At 36.1% G+C, this 16,224-nt stretch carries 20 protein-coding genes and 1 pseudogene; 10 read left to right on the top strand and 11 right to left on the bottom strand.

Annotation, left to right across the window (positions count from 1 at the left end):
* The first annotated feature begins 82 nt into the window (after positions 1-82).
* Together RCG20_RS00630 and RCG20_RS00625 are read left to right on the top strand one after the other, a co-directional pair.
* Complete coding sequence (locus RCG20_RS00630) at positions 83-1,207, top strand: betaine/proline/choline family ABC transporter ATP-binding protein (protein ID WP_308182315.1); 1,125 nt, start codon at positions 83-85, stop codon at positions 1,205-1,207.
* Complete coding sequence (locus RCG20_RS00625) at positions 1,207-2,781, top strand: ABC transporter permease/substrate-binding protein (protein WP_308182314.1); 1,575 nt, start codon at positions 1,207-1,209, stop codon at positions 2,779-2,781. Before RCG20_RS00630 ends, RCG20_RS00625 begins: the two co-directional genes overlap by 1 nt.
* Before the next feature lie 99 nt (positions 2,782-2,880).
* Here the strand turns inward: RCG20_RS00625 and RCG20_RS00620 are convergent, their stop codons facing one another.
* The 3 genes from RCG20_RS00620 to RCG20_RS00610 all read right to left on the bottom strand — a co-directional run bounded on the left by RCG20_RS00620 (position 2,881) and on the right by RCG20_RS00610 (position 4,722).
* Positions 2,881-3,552: a GNAT family N-acetyltransferase gene (locus RCG20_RS00620; RefSeq protein ID WP_308182313.1), complete on the bottom strand. Its 672-nt coding sequence runs from the start codon at positions 3,550-3,552 to the stop codon at positions 2,881-2,883.
* A gap of 138 nt (positions 3,553-3,690) precedes the next feature.
* On the bottom strand, positions 3,691-4,308 hold the full coding sequence (locus RCG20_RS00615; protein WP_308182312.1) for a GntR family transcriptional regulator: 618 nt from the start codon (positions 4,306-4,308) through the stop codon (positions 3,691-3,693).
* 141 nt (positions 4,309-4,449) lie between these two features.
* Positions 4,450-4,722 (bottom strand): replicative helicase loader/inhibitor, encoded by a 273-nt coding sequence (locus tag RCG20_RS00610; protein WP_308182311.1) that lies wholly within the window; start codon positions 4,720-4,722, stop codon positions 4,450-4,452.
* A gap of 149 nt (positions 4,723-4,871) precedes the next feature.
* On the opposite strand from RCG20_RS00610, the pseudogene RCG20_RS00605 reads away from it, so the two are divergent.
* The 4 genes and pseudogenes from RCG20_RS00605 to RCG20_RS00590 all read left to right on the top strand — a co-directional run.
* Positions 4,872-5,297, top strand: a pseudogene (locus tag RCG20_RS00605) (DUF3231 family protein); the annotation flags it as partial.
* A 3-nt stretch (positions 5,298-5,300) separates the two neighbouring features.
* On the top strand, positions 5,301-5,879 hold the full coding sequence (locus RCG20_RS00600; RefSeq protein ID WP_308184256.1) for a DUF3231 family protein: 579 nt from the start codon (positions 5,301-5,303) through the stop codon (positions 5,877-5,879).
* Positions 5,880-5,995: 116 nt separating this feature from the next.
* Complete coding sequence (locus RCG20_RS00595; protein ID WP_308182310.1) at positions 5,996-6,562, top strand: DUF2238 domain-containing protein; 567 nt, start codon at positions 5,996-5,998, stop codon at positions 6,560-6,562.
* Positions 6,563-6,577: 15 nt separating this feature from the next.
* Complete coding sequence (locus RCG20_RS00590; protein ID WP_308182309.1) at positions 6,578-7,168, top strand: DUF2238 domain-containing protein; 591 nt, start codon at positions 6,578-6,580, stop codon at positions 7,166-7,168.
* A gap of 519 nt (positions 7,169-7,687) precedes the next feature.
* On the opposite strand, the gene RCG20_RS00585 is transcribed toward RCG20_RS00590, so the two are convergent.
* From RCG20_RS00585 to RCG20_RS00565, 5 genes are read right to left on the bottom strand one after another with little or no spacing between them, the layout of a single operon-like run.
* Entirely contained in the window at positions 7,688-8,329 is a 642-nt protein-coding gene (locus tag RCG20_RS00585) for an L-fuculose-phosphate aldolase (RefSeq protein WP_308182308.1), read from the bottom strand.
* A 54-nt stretch (positions 8,330-8,383) separates the two neighbouring features.
* Positions 8,384-9,430 carry an S-methyl-5-thioribose-1-phosphate isomerase gene (gene mtnA / locus RCG20_RS00580; protein WP_308182307.1) on the bottom strand — a complete coding sequence of 349 codons (1,047 nt, stop codon included), beginning with the start codon at positions 9,428-9,430 and terminating at the stop codon, positions 8,384-8,386.
* Positions 9,423-10,667, bottom strand: a complete 1,245-nt coding sequence (gene mtnK / locus RCG20_RS00575) for an S-methyl-5-thioribose kinase (protein ID WP_308182306.1) — start codon at positions 10,665-10,667, stop codon at positions 9,423-9,425. The genes mtnA and mtnK overlap by 8 nt, the downstream gene beginning before the upstream one ends.
* Before the next feature lie 33 nt (positions 10,668-10,700).
* Positions 10,701-11,288 carry a class I SAM-dependent methyltransferase gene (locus tag RCG20_RS00570; protein ID WP_308182305.1) on the bottom strand — a complete coding sequence of 196 codons (588 nt, stop codon included), beginning with the start codon at positions 11,286-11,288 and terminating at the stop codon, positions 10,701-10,703.
* 50 nt (positions 11,289-11,338) lie between these two features.
* Positions 11,339-11,890 carry a GNAT family N-acetyltransferase gene (locus RCG20_RS00565; RefSeq protein WP_308182304.1) on the bottom strand — a complete coding sequence of 184 codons (552 nt, stop codon included), beginning with the start codon at positions 11,888-11,890 and terminating at the stop codon, positions 11,339-11,341.
* Between the two features lie 127 nt (positions 11,891-12,017).
* On the opposite strand from RCG20_RS00565, the gene RCG20_RS00560 reads away from it, so the two are divergent.
* The 3 genes from RCG20_RS00560 to RCG20_RS00550 all read left to right on the top strand — a co-directional run bounded on the left by RCG20_RS00560 (position 12,018) and on the right by RCG20_RS00550 (position 13,497).
* The gene (locus RCG20_RS00560) at positions 12,018-12,431 is read left to right on the top strand and encodes a thiol-disulfide oxidoreductase DCC family protein (protein ID WP_308182303.1); all 414 of its coding nucleotides are present in this window, start codon (positions 12,018-12,020) and stop codon (positions 12,429-12,431) included.
* A gap of 208 nt (positions 12,432-12,639) precedes the next feature.
* Positions 12,640-12,768 carry a hypothetical protein gene (locus RCG20_RS00555; RefSeq protein WP_308182302.1) on the top strand — a complete coding sequence of 43 codons (129 nt, stop codon included), beginning with the start codon at positions 12,640-12,642 and terminating at the stop codon, positions 12,766-12,768.
* 558 nt (positions 12,769-13,326) lie between these two features.
* The gene (locus RCG20_RS00550) at positions 13,327-13,497 is read left to right on the top strand and encodes an aspartyl-phosphate phosphatase Spo0E family protein (protein ID WP_308182301.1); all 171 of its coding nucleotides are present in this window, start codon (positions 13,327-13,329) and stop codon (positions 13,495-13,497) included.
* A gap of 206 nt (positions 13,498-13,703) precedes the next feature.
* On the opposite strand, the gene RCG20_RS00545 is transcribed toward RCG20_RS00550, so the two are convergent.
* Positions 13,704-14,594, bottom strand: a complete 891-nt coding sequence (locus tag RCG20_RS00545) for a M15 family metallopeptidase (protein WP_308182300.1) — start codon at positions 14,592-14,594, stop codon at positions 13,704-13,706.
* A 147-nt stretch (positions 14,595-14,741) separates the two neighbouring features.
* Positions 14,742-14,912: a hypothetical protein gene (locus RCG20_RS00540; RefSeq protein WP_308182299.1), complete on the bottom strand. Its 171-nt coding sequence runs from the start codon at positions 14,910-14,912 to the stop codon at positions 14,742-14,744.
* Positions 14,913-15,153: 241 nt separating this feature from the next.
* Here RCG20_RS00540 and RCG20_RS00535 point away from each other — a divergent pair, with 241 nt between their 5' ends.
* Positions 15,154-15,525 carry a hypothetical protein gene (locus RCG20_RS00535; protein ID WP_308182298.1) on the top strand — a complete coding sequence of 124 codons (372 nt, stop codon included), beginning with the start codon at positions 15,154-15,156 and terminating at the stop codon, positions 15,523-15,525.
* Positions 15,526-15,621: 96 nt separating this feature from the next.
* On the opposite strand, the gene RCG20_RS00530 is transcribed toward RCG20_RS00535, so the two are convergent.
* Positions 15,622-16,221, bottom strand: a complete 600-nt coding sequence (locus RCG20_RS00530; protein WP_308182297.1) for a response regulator — start codon at positions 16,219-16,221, stop codon at positions 15,622-15,624.
* Positions 16,222-16,224 lie beyond the last annotated feature (3 nt).

Genomic DNA, 16,224 nt, shown 5'->3' with positions numbered 1-16,224 from the left:
GGTAAGCAAGTATAAATTTTTATACTTCGAAATCTGTGTAGCACATGGACACATGTGCTTTTCTTATTAAGGGGGAATGAAGTTGATACAATTTCAAAACATTGTTAAAAAGTATCGAACAAAGACGATCATTAATCATTTTTCACTAGATATTGAAGCTGGCCAATTGGTTGTTTTTATTGGACCAAGTGGATGTGGGAAAACTACTTTGCTCAAAATGATCAATAAACTAATACAACCTACATCAGGGACTATTTTTGTGAATGGATCAGACATTTCAATGATGAATCCAATTGAATTACGCCGAAATATCGGGTATGTCATTCAAAATGTCGGACTTTTTCCTCATATGTCAATAAAAGAAAATTTAGAACTAATACCGCTTCTCAAGGGTGAAGATCCAGATTCAATTGAAACGAAAACAGAAGAATTACTAAACATGGTCGGATTAAGCCCAAAAGAATATATGCATCGCTATCCGAAAGAATTAAGTGGTGGACAGCAACAAAGGATTGGAGTCGCAAGAGCGTTCTCAACAAACTCGGATATCATTTTGATGGATGAACCTTTCAGTGCATTGGATCCTGTCACAAGAAGCTCTCTTCAGGATGAACTATACCAAATGCAGAAAGAATTAAACAAAACCATTATCTTTGTGACACATGATATGGATGAAGCGATTAAAATTGCCGATAAAATTTGTATTTTAAAAGATGGCGAGATTCTCCAATATGACACACCAGAAAACATATTGAAAAATCCAGCAAATGACTTCGTGGAAGGTTTTATTGGTAAAAGAAGAGTCTGGAACAACCCAGAATTATTAATGGCTGAAGATATCATGATTCATAATCCAATAAAAATAGCTACAAAACGAACCGTTTTGCAAGCTATTGAGATTATGAAAGAAAATAAAGTTGATAGTCTGATGGTAACAGATAAAAATAATATCCTTTTAGGGATGGTTACATTAAAAAGTATACAATTGATAAACAGAAATTCCTCAATCGAAGAGATTATGGAACATAATGTTCTAGCTATTTCAGAGGATGCGAATTTAATATCTGTGTTAACAACAATGAACGAACATAAAATTGGCTATGTACCTGTAGTAAACACTGCAAAACAATTAACAGGGCTTATCACAAGAAGCAGTATCCTTTCTGCATTAAGCAGCCAATTAATTGATTTGGAGGTGGCCTTTTAATGAATGCTTTTTGGAATTATCTTACTACAAACTATCATCAAATTTTTAATTTACTAGGTCAACATATTTATTTAAGTGTTGTATCAGTTCTAGTCGCCATTGTTATCGGTGTTCCACTTGGAATTCTCATTTCGAATGAACCGAAGCTCTCTAAACCAATTATCGGTGCAACAAATGTCATTCAGGCCGTACCGAGCTTGGCCCTCCTTGGTTTCCTTATTCCTTTCGTTGGAATCGGTAGTACCCCGGCAATTATCATGGTCGTTCTTTATTCCCTTCTTCCGATTGTCAAAAACACATATACAGGATTAACGAATATTGATTCAGACATTCTAGAAGCCGCAAAAGGTATCGGCCTAACCAAGAGCCAAACAATGAGAAAGGTTCAGTTGCCACTAGCTTTCCCGATGATTATGGCGGGTATCAGAATTTCATCGGTGACAGCAGTAGGATTAATGACAATTGCTGCATTCATTGGTGCCGGTGGACTCGGTTATCTTGTTTTTTCAGGTGTACAAACTGTCGACAACCATATGATTTTAGCTGGAGCTATCCCAGCTTGTATCCTAGCCCTTCTCATTGATTTTGTAGTTGGAAAATTAGAATCAACGTTATCATATACGAGCAAACAAAAAACATCCCAATCCATTTCCAAAGTAAGCAACAAGAAATCTAGAAAAAAATGGTTGATTAGTATTAGCAGCCTACTGCTTATTACTGCTGGTGCTTTAACGTTTTTTTCAACAGCGAATGCCAAAGATAAAATTGTGATTGGATCCAAAAATTTCAGTGAACAATTAATATTAGGAAATATGCTTGCTGATTTAATAGAAAATAAGACTGATATTCAAGTAGAACGAAAACTAAATCTTGGTGGCACTCAGGTTGCCTTTAGTGCTCTTCAAAAGGGTGACGTTGATTTATACGTAGAATATACGGGGACAGGTCTAGTCAATATTTTAAAAGAAGCTCCAGAAAATAATCCAGATAAAGTTTATACTGTTGTACAAAAGGAATTTCGCGATAAGTATGGTATTGAATGGCTAAAACCAATCGGATTCAATAACACATACGCTCTTGCTGTAAGACAGGATACTGCTAAACAGTATCAATTGAAGACAATATCTGATCTTGCAAAAGTTAGCGATGGGCTCATAATGGGACCAACGATTGAATTTCCTAATCGTCCTGACGGCTTAATCGGACTTTCTAAAGCGTATAGGTTGAGTTTTAAAGATGTTAAAGCGATTGATGGTGGCTTGCGTTATACTGCACTTGCCAATCATAAAAGTGATGTCATTGATGCCTTTTCCACAGACGGATTAATACAGGAGTTTCATTTAAAAGTATTAAAGGATGATAAAAAATTCTTCCCACCGTATTATGCAGCTCCAATCATCAAAAAAGAAACGTTGAAAGAGCATCCAGAATTGAAGAAAGTCCTCAATTCCCTTTCAGGTAAGCTGACAGATGAGAAAATGCGCGAACTTAACTATAAGGTCGACAGTCTTAAGCAATCACCTGCTAAGGTTGCAAAAGAATTTTTAGAAAAAGAAGGATTAGTGAGTAAATAATTAGATAGACCAGGTTGATTCCTGGTTTTTTTGTTTTTTGAGGGAATTTTTTTTATTGAATTCAAAGAAAAAAGCCGGTCATCTCCCCTCTTTTGATAATTATTTTAAATGGATCCCCATCGCTGTCAGACAATTCGCAAGAACGTTTTTTCCGATCCCATTAACTAAGTTATATTTTTCCTTGTAAATGGATTGAATTATTAACTTTATTTCGTCCAGTACTATCTTTTTATTTATGAAAAGATTCAATGGAACAGGATTTTCACCTTCATGTAATGGTGGTTGAAGGTAAGAAACTTCTCTGGATTGGTGAAACCCATTTCTTTCAAAAAAAAGTGTTCTTTTCTTGCATTCTTTCCTTTCCCTTTCAGTAGCAGCCAACTCCTGCTTTTCTGTTTCAAGGACAATTGCTCGTAATGACGCATTACCTGCTTTAATGGCGTCCTTGGATAAAAGTTGTTCGATTTTTGCCAATGTTTTTGAACCTAATCCTTTTCCGCGTAAGGAGGGTTTCGTGGCAATGTACACAATATAACCAGTATTTATGTCAGCTAGATAGTGAGCTGTTGCAAAAGAAGCCAGTTCGTCCCCCTCGGTTCCAACCAAAAACCGAAAATGATTCGGAAACTGAGTTTTTGCATAGTGTAAACTTTTTAAAAATACATCGTGAGGCTCTCTAACTTCAAACGGAAAAGTCTTATCGTATAATTCAAAGACTTTTTCTAAGAAAATGGAATGTTCAACTGTAATTTCAGCCCAACGAATCGTCATGAAATCATCACCTTTTAATTTGCACATTTTTTTGTATTCTCAATTGCCAAAGGGTTAAATCTCGTATCTATCTATAACTATTTTCCTGCGAAAACTTGTCTATGACAGATTGAAAGCCAGTCTACCACAGACTGGCTTTCAATCCTCTAAAAAGTGGATAACTCTATCATATGTTTCTTCATCACCAATAATTAGGAGTACATCCCCTTCAAGAATAAGGGTATATGGTCCTGGAGAGATGATGATCTCGCCATTTCTTTTCACACCGATGACAGTTCCTCCGGTATTTTGCCAAAATTTCACTTCAGAAATAGACTTTCCAATATGCGTACAGCCTAAAAATATCTCTACTTCAATTGGTGCCAATGGATTTGTATGACGCAGTTTTACTGAATAATCCATGATTTTTTTAACCGTTTCAAAGAGCTGATCGTCTAACTTATCTCTCTCGCCAATCAGTGAGTACATTTGTTTTTCTAAATCTTTAACGCTCTCCAAATTCGAAAATCTATGAATATATTTATAAGCATTCTCTCGTGACGAAATGACAATCCCACTGCCCTTTGTTGAATGAACGATCTCCACATCTTCTAAAATTTTTATCGCTCTTCGTACAGTCTCCGGAGATACTTTGTAATCACTTGCTAAAGTAGATCTTCCGTGTATTTTTTCCCCTACCTTATATTTGCCGTCATATATTCGATTAGCTAAATCAATGGCAATTCGCTCGTAAGTAGGTATTTGTGTCCTTTGCATAAAGACCTCCACCAATTCTAAAAAAATCTCTCATACTTATCCAATATACTCCTTTGTATGTATGTTTGCGAGCAGTATTATTTGAAACGAATTGTATCTTATATCCCTTTTATTAATAAAACGCTAGAGATATTTTTAAAATTATTTGGCAAGTTTATATTCGTCCTTCCATGAAAGTTTCCTACGCTCCCAAGCCACCAATTCCTCCTCGGAATCGAAAGAAGTAATGATATTCGTAATTAGCGGTGGATAAGGATTAGTCCTAATATGATTACATACTTTTTTCATGACAAGCGTAAAGTCCAAATTGCCACAAAATGCAAACCAGATTTGTACTGTTTCATTTTTTAATCTAAATTTCGGATAGACTGATTCAATCAGTACCAATACTTTAAAAACATCTTGCTTATTCATCTGTTCCACCTCAAATATCGAATCCTCTTCATCATAAAAGATATCTCTGCTCCTTATATTTTCAACTATTTTTTCGGAGATGATTTATTCATATAATTTTCCCTTCATGGGGATATTATTCCTAAATGGATTGAATTGGAGGATGTTCTATGGAGAATAATCACGATCATATAAGATTAACTTCTAGTGAAATAGCTATTTTATGGGGAAATTATTTAAACGATACATTAGGGATTTGTACAATTTCTTATTTTTTAAAGGATGTTGAAGATCCAGATATTCGTTCTGTGTTGGATTATGCATTGGGGTTATCGAAAAAGCATATTGAAACGATTGGAGATATATTCAGAGATGAAAAGTTCCCTATCCCAATCGGTTTTACAGAATAAGATGTCAATTTAAACGCAGTTAGGCTCTTTTCAGATTCTTTTATGTTGTATTACATTCAAAATATAGGATCTATGGGGCTCAATAGTTATAGTTTGGCATTGCCTAATACGGCTCGGAAAGATATTAGGGAATATTTTACGGTATGTTTAGAATCTTCGAATGAGCTTTTTAATCGAGCATGTTCAGTAATGTTAGAAAAAGGGCTTTTTATTCGTTCGCCCTTTATCCCATATCCAAGTCAAGTAGAATTTATCCAAAAGCAGGGTTTTTTAGGTGGATTTACAGGAGATCAAAGGCCACTCACTAGCACTGAGATTTCGTTCTTGTTTTTAAATTTATACCGGAATACAATTGGGAGTGCTTTATTAACAGGATTTAGCCAGGTGGCGCAGTCAAAGGAAGTACGTCATTTTCTTGTTCGTGGGGCGGAAATCTCCAAGCATCATAGTGTTGTTTTCAGTAAATTTTTAAGTGAAAGTGATTTAGCAACCCCAATGAGTTGGGATATCATGCCATTAGATGCAAAGGAAGCTCCATTTTCTGATAAATTAATGATGTTTCATACAACAGCATTGAATACTTCTGGAGTGGGATTTTATGGTGCAAGTCTTGGCGGTGCTTCAAGAAAGGACCTAGCTAGTGCGTATGGTCGGTTACTAATAGAGGTCGGAGAATATTTACTTGATGGGGCAAAAATAATGATTGAAAACGAATGGTTAGAAAAACCTCCCTCAGCACCTGATCGAAAAGCCTTGGCTCGTGGTTAAAGTTGATTTGGTAAAATGTTTGAGTACATATTTACGATGTTCGTGAGTGGGCAAAATAATTGATAAAAGTATAGGATTCTTTCTTTAGAATTTCCTCGAATGAATGTGGTGATGAAATGAAACGGAAACTAATCACAATTATAAGTATTGTTTATATACTATTTATGACTGCTTTATTCATCTATTATCTTATTAAAGGTGATTCTTCCCGTTGGCAGGTTGCACTTGGTGGTGTTGGCGTTAGTGCCTTGCCACTTATACTGTTGTTTTGTAAAAATAACCCATTTAATATTTCGATTATTCTTGGTTACTATATTCTTATATTTTGTACTACATTTTTAGGATCTATCGCAAGCTTCTATTTGCATTTCAAATGGTGGGATTCCACCCTTCATTTCTATAAGGGTATTTTAGTTGGTTTTATTGGGATCGTACTTTATAAAGTTTTTATTCCTTGCCCTGATCGATCAAGTCTTTCCCGATGGATTCTTTTTCTCTTTACTCTTTCGCTTTCTGTAACGGCTAGTGTCCTTTGGGAAATTTATGAGTTTGCTGGTGATCACCTTTTTACCCATACCATGCAGCTGGGTGGAAATACTGATACTATGCTGGACCTGCTTTTTGGGTTTTTTGGCGGTCTTTTAGTTGCCATATATTCCGGTATTAAATGGCAAAAAATTTAAGTAGAGGTGAAAAAGATGAATCGTAAACTAGTAATCCTATTAAGTACGGTTTATGTCCTTTTCATGGCAGGCTTGGCAATTTTTTTTCATATAAATGGTCAATCCTTTAAATCAATGGTGGCAATTGGAGGTATTGTTTGCGGAGCGATTCCACTTCTATTGGCACTTCTAACCAAGCTCCAATTTAATTTACCCATTGTACTGTCCTATTTGATTTTCTTGGTGGGCTCGCAATATTTAGGATCGATCAAAGGTTGGTATGGACTTGGTTGGTGGGATACCATTATGCATCTCATTAGTGGCGCCATTATTGCTTTTACAGCAATAGCCTTGTATGAGCGATTGATCCACAGAGATGCTGGGAATGATATTTCACCTTGGTTTGTCTTTCTATTTACCCTCTCATTCGCGGCTCTTGGAGGTGTCATGTGGGAGATCTATGAATTCAGTAGTGATCAATTTTTTGGAATGACGTTACAAGGTGGGGGAAACACGGATACTATGACCGATTTAATTGCGGATGTTGTTGGAGGACTTTTAATAGCAATTTGGGCAGGTGTCAGAACAAAGGTAAAATTAACAAGTACAAACATGCATTCTGCTTGAGTGAAATAACCGGTTTCTAAATAAATAGAGACCGGTAGCGGGTTAATTATCGGATGAAATTCTTTCAAAAATCGTTTATATCAGCGAAAAAGGATTTTATCAGCGAAAACTCACAGCATATCAGCGAAAATTTCAATATATCGGCGAAAATTTCAATATATCGGCGAAAACTCCAATATATCAGCGAAAACTTAATTAGCTCAGCTAAAAAGAATTTTATCAGCGAAAACTCACAGCATATCGGCGAAAATTTCAATATATCGGCGAAAATTTCAATATATCAGCGAAAACTCCAATATATCAGCGAAAACATAATTAACTCAGCTAAAAAGAATTTTATCAGCGAAAACTCACAGCATATCGGCGAAAATTTCAATATATCAGCGGAAATTTCAATATATCGGCGAAAACTCCAATATATCAGCGAAAACATAATTATATCCCTTCTTTTGTTGAACCTGCTCCATCCTACCTCGTTCAAAAAAAATGCCCCCAATTAGGCGGCATATAATTCCATATTTACTTTTGTCCATAACTTTCAAATTTCTGAGCAAGTAGTGCCATTTCCTCTTCAGGTAAAATGACGGGTTCCCCAATGCACTTTGTTTGATAGTAGATCTGAGCACAAAATTCAATTTCTTCCGCAATCGTAAATGCTGTTTCAATGTTGTTGGCCCCAGCAATAAGGCCGTGGTTTGCCAGTAAAACAGCTCGGCGTTCTTCCATTCCCTTAAAAGCAGCTTCTGCTAATTCCTGTGTTCCAAATGTTTCATATGGTGCACACCTGACATTTGGTCCAGCATACGCAACTAAATAGGAAACAGCGGGAAGCTCCCATCTTAATGAAGCAATTGTTTTAGCATAGGGGGAATGTGTATGGACAAGTGCATTAAGATCTTTTCGATTTTGAAAAAAGATCAAATGCATTGCCATTTCACTTGAAGCTTTCCGTTTTCCGTCGACAACATCACCATTCAAATTCAAAATGACTACATCCTCAGGGGTGGTTTCAAAATAATCCAGCCCACTAGGACTAATAGCAACAAGACCTTTGTCGCGGTTGAAGATACTAATATTACCGCCAGTGCCTTTAGTTAACCCACTTGTAATTAATTTTTTTCCATACGCTACGACTTTTTCTCTTTCTTCTTGTAAAAGCATTTTGAAATCCTTCTTTCTAAAATAATCCTTTTTGGACAACCTGATCTGGAAAGTCTATTTATTAAATAATCGTTCTAAATTCTCCTTATAAGGCTTCCTGACAATCCCCATTTCAGTGATAATGGCTGTAACGTTTTCGTTTGGTGTAACATCGAATGCTGGATTATAAACCTTTATGCCAACTGGTGCAGATAATTGGCCGAAACGATTTATAACTTCAGATGCATCGCGTTCCTCTATCGGGATGTCCTTGCCTGTTTCGGTCCTTAAATCGATTGTAGGAGTTGGGGCCGCAACATAGAAAGGAATACTATAGTATTTTGCCAGAATAGACACACCTAACGTTCCAATTTTGTTGGCAACGTCGCCATTTGCGGCAACCCTGTCAGTTCCAACAATAACAGCATCAATTTTTCCCTGCGACATAACGACTGCTGCCATATTATCAGTGATGACCGTAACATCAATGCCCGCCTTTTGCAATTCCAGTGCTGTTAAAGTTGAGCCTTGTAACCGTGGACGGGTTTCATCAGAATATATCTTTAGATCCCACCCTTTTTCTTTTGCAAGATACATCGGAGCTGTTGCAGTCCCGTACTTTGTAGTTGCTAGCGCCCCAGCATTGCAATGAGTTAATAAACCCATTCCGTCTTTTAATAATGTAAGGGCATTTTCCCCAATTCTTCGGTTAATTTCTTCATCTTCTCGGTGAATGAGGATTGCTTCTTCTAGAAGTCTCTCTTTTAGTTGGTTAACAGGTAAATGCTTATTTGCTTTTGCTGTATTTTCCATTCTTTCAAGTGCCCAAAATAAGTTTACAGCGGTTGGACGTGAAGTGGCCAAATAGCTCGTAACTTTACCGAGATATTCCAAAAACTGATCAATAGACTCTGCAGATGCGTTTTTAATTCCTAGATAAACACCATATGCTGCCGCAACTCCAATTGCAGGTGCACCCCGGACCTTCATTACCCGAATCGCATCCCAAACTCCTTCAGCAGTTTGAAAATCTTCATAAACGATTTTATTCGGCAAAAGCGTTTGGTCTATCAAGATTAATGAATCGTTATCCCATTTAATGGTTATTAATGGTTCAGTCATTTTTCATCACCTTTTTTCCTAATAATGCTTCATTTTTTAAAGTATTTACGTAATCAGTACCAACTTTAAAGGTTGTTCGTTCGATGATTAACTTTTTAGCGGTTAGTAAGCATACTCTTTCAACTTGGGCACGGAGCTGATTGTCTGTGATTGAAGTTATATCCTTGACCTTTGCGAGACCAACAATTCGGCGGATTAGCTCAAGCCCTGCAACTCCTGAAGTATCCACCAGGACAGAATCTAGATACCAACGGTCAAAATCGTCTTCTTTCGCCATGATATCGCTTACATTTTGTTTCCACATAGTTAGAAATTTGTTTGAAAACAAATCTATTATATCTGTTAAAGTTCCTTCAAGCCATTGCAGATAAGAATCCTTTTTATGACTTGATGGTAACGTAAATTCTGCATGTGCCCAGGCAAAAATTAAATTAGCCATCACATTTCCAACGTCATAACCCATCGGACCGTAAAAAGCAAACTCAGGGTCAATGACCTTTGTAGAATGTTCGCGGACAAAGATTGATCCGGTATGCAAATCTCCATGTAAAAGGGCCTGTGCATTTGTTAAAAAATCAAACTTTAATTTGGCTGCCTCAAAGCGTAGTTTTTTGTCACCATAAATGTTCTGCTCAATCCATTCTTGATTTTCCGGTAATAGGTCATTTCTATTTTTGTAATTAGTAAATGGCTCAGAATAAACAAGATCCTCGGTAATTTCACAAAGATCTGCATTTATATAGTTTTTAACCATATTTTTCTTGTCCTGATGATTCATTACAACATCAGAAGTTAAAAGGAGCGTATTTGCCATAAAAGTTGCTAAATCTTCAGCAAGATTCGGGAATATTTCATAATTCAATAGAGCGGTTCGCAAAATAGTATGGTCTGATAAATCTTCCATAACACAGCAGTTCATCGTATCATCGTAATAATAAACGATCGGAACTAGATCTGGGGCAAGGCTACCTTCTAACTGAAGCATATTTGATTCAATCCGGATCCGGTTGGTAGACAGTTTAAATTCATCTGAAATCCTTGCAGTATCGCCTGCTTGTTTTACAATGATGGAGGAGCCAGATTCTTGGTCCACTACACGAAAAACATAATTTAGGTTTCCATCCCCAATTTCCTTGCAGGAAAGCTTGTTTGAATTTTTAAAAGTGGATACCTTCTCTTGAACATATTCAATTACATCATTTGCTTCCATTAAAAAATACTGGTTGAATTTTGACATCTATCTACTCCTCCTTCATGTAATTAGTTTCATTTATTTTTTTGCCTCAATCACAATAAAAAGTCCCTTATATAATTTTTTCACCTGAACTATTTTAAACCCGTTTTCCTTTACTAGCTGCAAAGTATCCCTGTTTAAACAGCAGCCATCACAAACTTTCTTCCAAAAAGGTGTTAACCAATCCTGTAAATGAGCTAATTGGGTATTCTCCATCTTTACATGCTCGAATAAAAGGATTCTCCCTCCGGGTTTACAAACCCTTTTCATTTCCATTATCGCTTTTTCGGGTTTTGGTATAGAACAAAATACTAATGTTCCAACCACCGTATCAAAGGTATCGTTATCAAAAGGCAGCTGTTCAGCATTCGCACGTACGACTTTTATTGGAACCTTTGCTTTTTTAACTCTTCCTTCTGATTGGGTAATCATATGTTGACTAGGCTCAATTGCAATGACACTTTCTGCACTTTCATATAAGGGAAAATTAATTCCTGTCCCAGAACCTAATTCTAGAACCGTCCCTCTTGCCTTTTTTACTATATCAAAGCGTATTGATTTAAACTTGCCTTTTTCTAGGGGCCCCATTAACGTATCGTACCATTTTGCAAATGTCTTGCTCATCCTTTTTCAACTCCATTGTTATTACAAGCCTCAGTTGCAAGAAACCTTTTTTAAGCTCCTTGATAGGAAGCCTTGTGAAAATTGCTAATATAGTTAAACAGTTCTTCCCCACTCGATGGTAATAGTGCATTAGGCAAAAGTTTTACAAACATTGCCTGATAAGGCTCTGGGACCCAAATGTAATGATGAATATAATTTGTTAAGGTAAACCCACAATTTTTCCAAAAAAGAATTCGATTATGATTTTCAGGATCATTCTCAGATTCAACTTCAATAATCATACTGTCGAACTTCTCGTTTTCTCGGGACCATTCTTTTATATATTCCATAAAATTCAGGCCTATCCCTTTATTTTGGCTTTCTACATGTACCGCCAAATAATCGATTAGCAATGCTTGTGTTCCTTTCAGCTTCCCTGTTATTGCCATTGCGATAACCTGTGAATTTTCAATTCCAAGATGGAGGAAACATATATCCTTGTTGAACATATTTCTGATTACCTTTTCGGGCTTGGCCCCTTTTTCTTTAAAGGCTTGGTCATAAATAAAACTCGCTCTTTTCCACAACTCTTCATCCCAATGGTTAACCGTTGTATATTCCACGAACGCCATGACCTCCATAATAGCTGGTTTTTAAAAAATGGTTTCCACTATCATATTTGACGTATCCCTTTTAATCATGTTTACAATTAATGTATCAGATTCATCCTAATAAGAATAGGTAGATTTAATGAAAAGAGTTGATGGAATCGTGGAGCGGATAATCTTATTCGATGGTATATGTAATCTTTGTAATTTCAGTGTCCAGTTTATAATAAAAAGAGATCCTCTAGGATATTTTAAGTTTGCAGCCCTCCAAGGTGAGATCGGACAAAAGCTTTTAGAAAAGCATGAAATTCATAAAGATTTTAGCAGCTTTATCTTAATTGAAAATGAACAGGCATATAGCAAATCCACTGCTGCTTTAAAGGTATGTTTAAAATTAAGATATCCTTGGAAATTGTTATCAGTCCTGCGTATTCTTCCTCTATCTTTAAGAGACTTTCTTTACGACATTATCTCAAAAAATCGGTATAAATGGTTTGGGAAGAAAGAAAGCTGTATCCTGCCTTCTTCAAATATGCGGAAAAGGTTTTTGGATTAAGCATACATTATGTTGCCCACTCTCAACCAAAATGAAGAATTGTATATTTATGTTACAAATCCAACATAATAAGGTGGCATGAGCGGAGCAGATCTTCTCCTTATTTATTGTGGGAAAAGGATATGATGTGCGTATATATGGTATAAACATCTTTACTTTTGCGCAGCTCCGCCCCTTTTCTTCATTAAAATGAAAGGAGGGCAAATTTATGACAAACCAAAATGATAATCGTGAACGAAAAAATAAATACCCTAATAACAAAAAACAAGAAGCAGAATTTTCTAAAGAAACAAGCATTCGAAGTGAAATCACAAAAAAAGATTTAAAAAAACAATAATGAAAACTTGCCGATTGGGGAGCCCCTAAGGGCGATGACAGAGGCGTAGTTGCCCTTATGCGCTAGCAGAATTTATGGATATAAATTCTGATTAGCTAAAGAGAACTCGCTGATTGGCGAGCCCCTGGGGTGATGGCAGAGGCGTAGTTGCCCTTATGCGCTAGCAGAATTTATGGATATAAATTCTGATTAGCTAAAGAGAACTCGCCGATTGGCGAGCCCCTAAGGGCGATGGCAGAGGTGTTGTTGCCCTTATAGGGGGGTAAAATTATTCTTAATAAGAATCCATTTGTGCCCACACTTGCACTAGTGGATTCTTTTTTTTCCTTGTTTTATGACATCACTACTATAAGATAGCGCGATTCTATTTGATAAAATTCAAAATTACCAATATATAATAAAAAAATTGCATAATTTAACAGCTGGGAAGTTACTAAGCATTTGATTAAATGTGACTTTTTTCACAGTACAAGCACTCAAATTTTTATATAATTTTCATATGCTGGAAGTTGGATAGGACGATCTAGTTAAATCACCCTATATTTGGATGTGTGAATGATGGCAACCACCAATTATGCCCCCTATGAGCTTCAAAATAAAATCGAACAATTAAGAAAAGAAATGATTATGCTTGGTCTTAGTAATGGACTTGGATGCCCAAAAACGATTTCTGTCAGCCAAATACTTGACCAATATATTGCGAAGTACCAGGCTTGTAAAAAAAGGTAGCTAAAGAAAACTCACCGATTGGCGAGCCTCGTAAGGGCGATGATTAGGCATAGTTGCCCTTAAGCTTATCAGTATTTATGGATATAAATTCTGATAAGCTAAAAAAACGAAATTCTCAGTTAGTAGAGAGATTTCGTTTTTTTTTAGCTAGCTATAGCATGCAACAGATATGAGGAAGATAGTGCAATTCCGCCTTGATAGTCACCCTATTTACTAACTGGAATAGTGTTATAATATTCCTCTAAAGTACTACCACTACTCATGATTTCCTTCGCAATTACCTTTCCAACATATCTAAGATGCCATGGCTCATATTTATAACCAGTGATTAGGTCTTTCCCTTTTGGGTATCGAATAATAAATCCGTATTCAGCTACATGTGCCTGAAGCCATTTCGCCTCTTTTGTTCCACCAAAACAGTCCTCTGCTGAACATTTTCCATTACCACCAGTAACATCAATTGCCAGCCCTGTTTCATGTTCGCTCGTTCCCGGTAAAGCACTATAAGTTCTTGCTTTAGCATAGCCATCTTTTTTTACGTATGCGTTAAATAAAGTTGTTTGTATGGCGTGTGATCTGTATGCAGATACACCCAACAAATTTACACCCTGTTTTTTTGCACCTGCAAAGAGATTTGAAATAGCGGTTGCTGCTTCGTTTCTCATCTCCCGCTTTTCTGATTTCCCTTTAAATATAAACGGTATAGTTGTATAAATTAAATCTCTTGGTTTATAAGCATCAGGAAGCTTATTTTTCTTGTTGACAAGAACTGGAATGCTTTCCGGCTTGGCAACTACTTGGATTGCATCCTTCTGTGCATTGGATGACTTTTTGTTTTGAACTGGATTATTAACCTTCGCCGGTGCCAGGATAGAAGTATGAATGGATGTTGTTTTATCCTTATGTTGTTCACTTGTCTTTATTTCGATAATCGGTTTTTTTACTGCTGGTCTTAATTGGTTATTTGGCTCCATGTTTGTTGGAGTGTCTGCTTGCTGGTTTATTTGTAGACTCCCCAACTGCTGATTTAATTCGGTACAACCTGTTAAAGTAAAAGTAAGAAAGAAACTACAAATGAATACAACGATATTGGTCATATTAATCTTCCTTATAATTTTTTATTGATGGATTGTTTTTGTTTCATTATATTCATCATATAAAAAAGACTCAATTTTTGAGTCATAGGTTTCAAACCAAAGGAGAATGACTTATTTGAAGGCCAGCATAAAACCTAAGATAAAAAACTATATTTCACGTATTTCTTCTTCAAAGAAAAACATACTTGGATGTTCTTTAATGGTATAAGAATATCTCTTCATATTTCTGACGTAACTAGATTTCTTGATTGTAACGGTTTCTCCAGTATCTTTAATGATGACCTTATCTCCGTCTTGAAATTTATTTTTATTATTCATTTTGTCTTCCTCTCGTGATTGAGTAGTATAAATTCCCTCTTTATATTATTACATAAAAAGTGGTCACTATTTCATTTTACCCAAAACTTTTTCTATATTTCATAAGTTTATATAGAAAAACCGTGGAAAAGCTTGGAAATAGGATATACTAATAAGGTAAAGTTAAAATTCTTTTGGTCTTCTGGTGTTTAGACCTCACCTAAAGAAGGCGTGAGAACCAAAACAGAAAGGATGACCAGTTATGACAGTAAAATTATATCAGGCAAGAGCAGGAGACGGAGTGAACATGAGCACTCTTAAAAGAATGAATACATTCTTTGGTACTCCACAGGATGCAATTGCTGAGGCACTTTGTTTAAAAGAAAAAATAGATGCAAAATACAATAAAAAAGTTCAATGGGATTATGAAGCAAAAATTACAGGCAAAAGTGAAAAATTTAAAATATTAAAAGGGTACCTTGATGGAGATCGCAAATCTCATCCCTTTTACCTGGAAGTCCAATCAAGCGAGCAATTAAAAAATGTTCCAACCGTTTCTCCGATGAAAGTTAAAAAAAGTCTTTCAGATAAAGATTTAAAAGTGATTAAAAATGCAGAACACATATTCCACTAAAATAACTTAATGAATGTCACATTTTAAAAATTTCTCTATCAGGAAACGTGTGAAAACATACGTTTCTTTGTTTTTTCTAGGGTGTATGTTTGTTCTTTATTTAAACCAGCCTTTTGCTTTAGACTGTGTTATAGCTTCAATACGATTAGTGACTTCTAGTTTATCCATGATTGTCGAGATATAGTTTCTTACCGTGCCAATGGTAATACTAAGTTGACTAGCAATTTCTTTGGTATTTTTTCCATCAGCCACAAGCTCTAATACATCCATCTCTCGTTCAGTCAGAGGGTTTTCCTCACTATAGACATCATCCATTAATTCGGGCGCATAAATACGCCTTCCTGCAATAACGTTTCGTATCGAACTTGCTAATTCATCACTTGGACTATCTTTCAACAAATAGCCCCTTACCCCAGCCTTTAATGCTCTTTGAAAATAACCTGAACGGGCAAAGGTTGTAAGAATAATCACTTTGCATCCTACAGCTTTTAGCTCTTCGGCAGCCTCAAGGCCACTCTTACCGGGCATCTCAATATCCATGATACAAACATCAGGCTGAAATTGGTCAACTAGCTGGATTGCTTCTACACCATTTCTTGCCTGACCAACCACTTCCATATCATCTTCCAAACTAAGCAATGATCCAAGTGCTCCAAGCAACATTCGCTGATCTTCTGCAATGACAATACGAATCATACA

Origin of the sequence: Neobacillus sp. PS3-40 (assembly GCF_030915485.1) — a bacterium.
GTDB lineage: Bacteria > Bacillota > Bacilli > Bacillales > Cytobacillaceae > JAUZPL01.
Note: the sequence above shows the minus strand (reverse complement) of the source record. Positions and strands in the feature narration are given on the sequence as shown.

Coding starts and splice junctions, on each gene's coding strand:
- RCG20_RS00625 (WP_308182314.1), top strand. CDS start 1,207: ATGAATGCTTTTTGGAATTATCTTACTACAAACTATCATCAAATTTTT.
- RCG20_RS00620 (WP_308182313.1), bottom strand. CDS start 3,552: ATGACGATTCGTTGGGCTGAAATTACAGTTGAACATTCCATTTTCTTA.
- RCG20_RS00615 (WP_308182312.1), bottom strand. CDS start 4,308: ATGCAAAGGACACAAATACCTACTTACGAGCGAATTGCCATTGATTTA.
- RCG20_RS00610 (WP_308182311.1), bottom strand. CDS start 4,722: ATGAATAAGCAAGATGTTTTTAAAGTATTGGTACTGATTGAATCAGTC.
- RCG20_RS00600 (WP_308184256.1), top strand. CDS start 5,301: ATGTTAGAAAAAGGGCTTTTTATTCGTTCGCCCTTTATCCCATATCCA.
- RCG20_RS00595 (WP_308182310.1), top strand. CDS start 5,996: ATGAAACGGAAACTAATCACAATTATAAGTATTGTTTATATACTATTT.
- RCG20_RS00590 (WP_308182309.1), top strand. CDS start 6,578: ATGAATCGTAAACTAGTAATCCTATTAAGTACGGTTTATGTCCTTTTC.
- RCG20_RS00585 (WP_308182308.1), bottom strand. CDS start 8,329: ATGCTTTTACAAGAAGAAAGAGAAAAAGTCGTAGCGTATGGAAAAAAA.
- mtnA (WP_308182307.1), bottom strand. CDS start 9,430: ATGACTGAACCATTAATAACCATTAAATGGGATAACGATTCATTAATC.
- mtnK (WP_308182306.1), bottom strand. CDS start 10,667: ATGTCAAAATTCAACCAGTATTTTTTAATGGAAGCAAATGATGTAATT.
- RCG20_RS00570 (WP_308182305.1), bottom strand. CDS start 11,288: ATGAGCAAGACATTTGCAAAATGGTACGATACGTTAATGGGGCCCCTA.
- RCG20_RS00560 (WP_308182303.1), top strand. CDS start 12,018: ATGAAAAGAGTTGATGGAATCGTGGAGCGGATAATCTTATTCGATGGT.
- RCG20_RS00555 (WP_308182302.1), top strand. CDS start 12,640: ATGACAAACCAAAATGATAATCGTGAACGAAAAAATAAATACCCTAAT.
- RCG20_RS00550 (WP_308182301.1), top strand. CDS start 13,327: ATGGCAACCACCAATTATGCCCCCTATGAGCTTCAAAATAAAATCGAA.
- RCG20_RS00545 (WP_308182300.1), bottom strand. CDS start 14,594: ATGACCAATATCGTTGTATTCATTTGTAGTTTCTTTCTTACTTTTACT.
- RCG20_RS00540 (WP_308182299.1), bottom strand. CDS start 14,912: ATGAATAATAAAAATAAATTTCAAGACGGAGATAAGGTCATCATTAAA.
- RCG20_RS00535 (WP_308182298.1), top strand. CDS start 15,154: ATGACAGTAAAATTATATCAGGCAAGAGCAGGAGACGGAGTGAACATG.
- RCG20_RS00530 (WP_308182297.1), bottom strand. CDS start 16,221: ATGATTCGTATTGTCATTGCAGAAGATCAGCGAATGTTGCTTGGAGCA.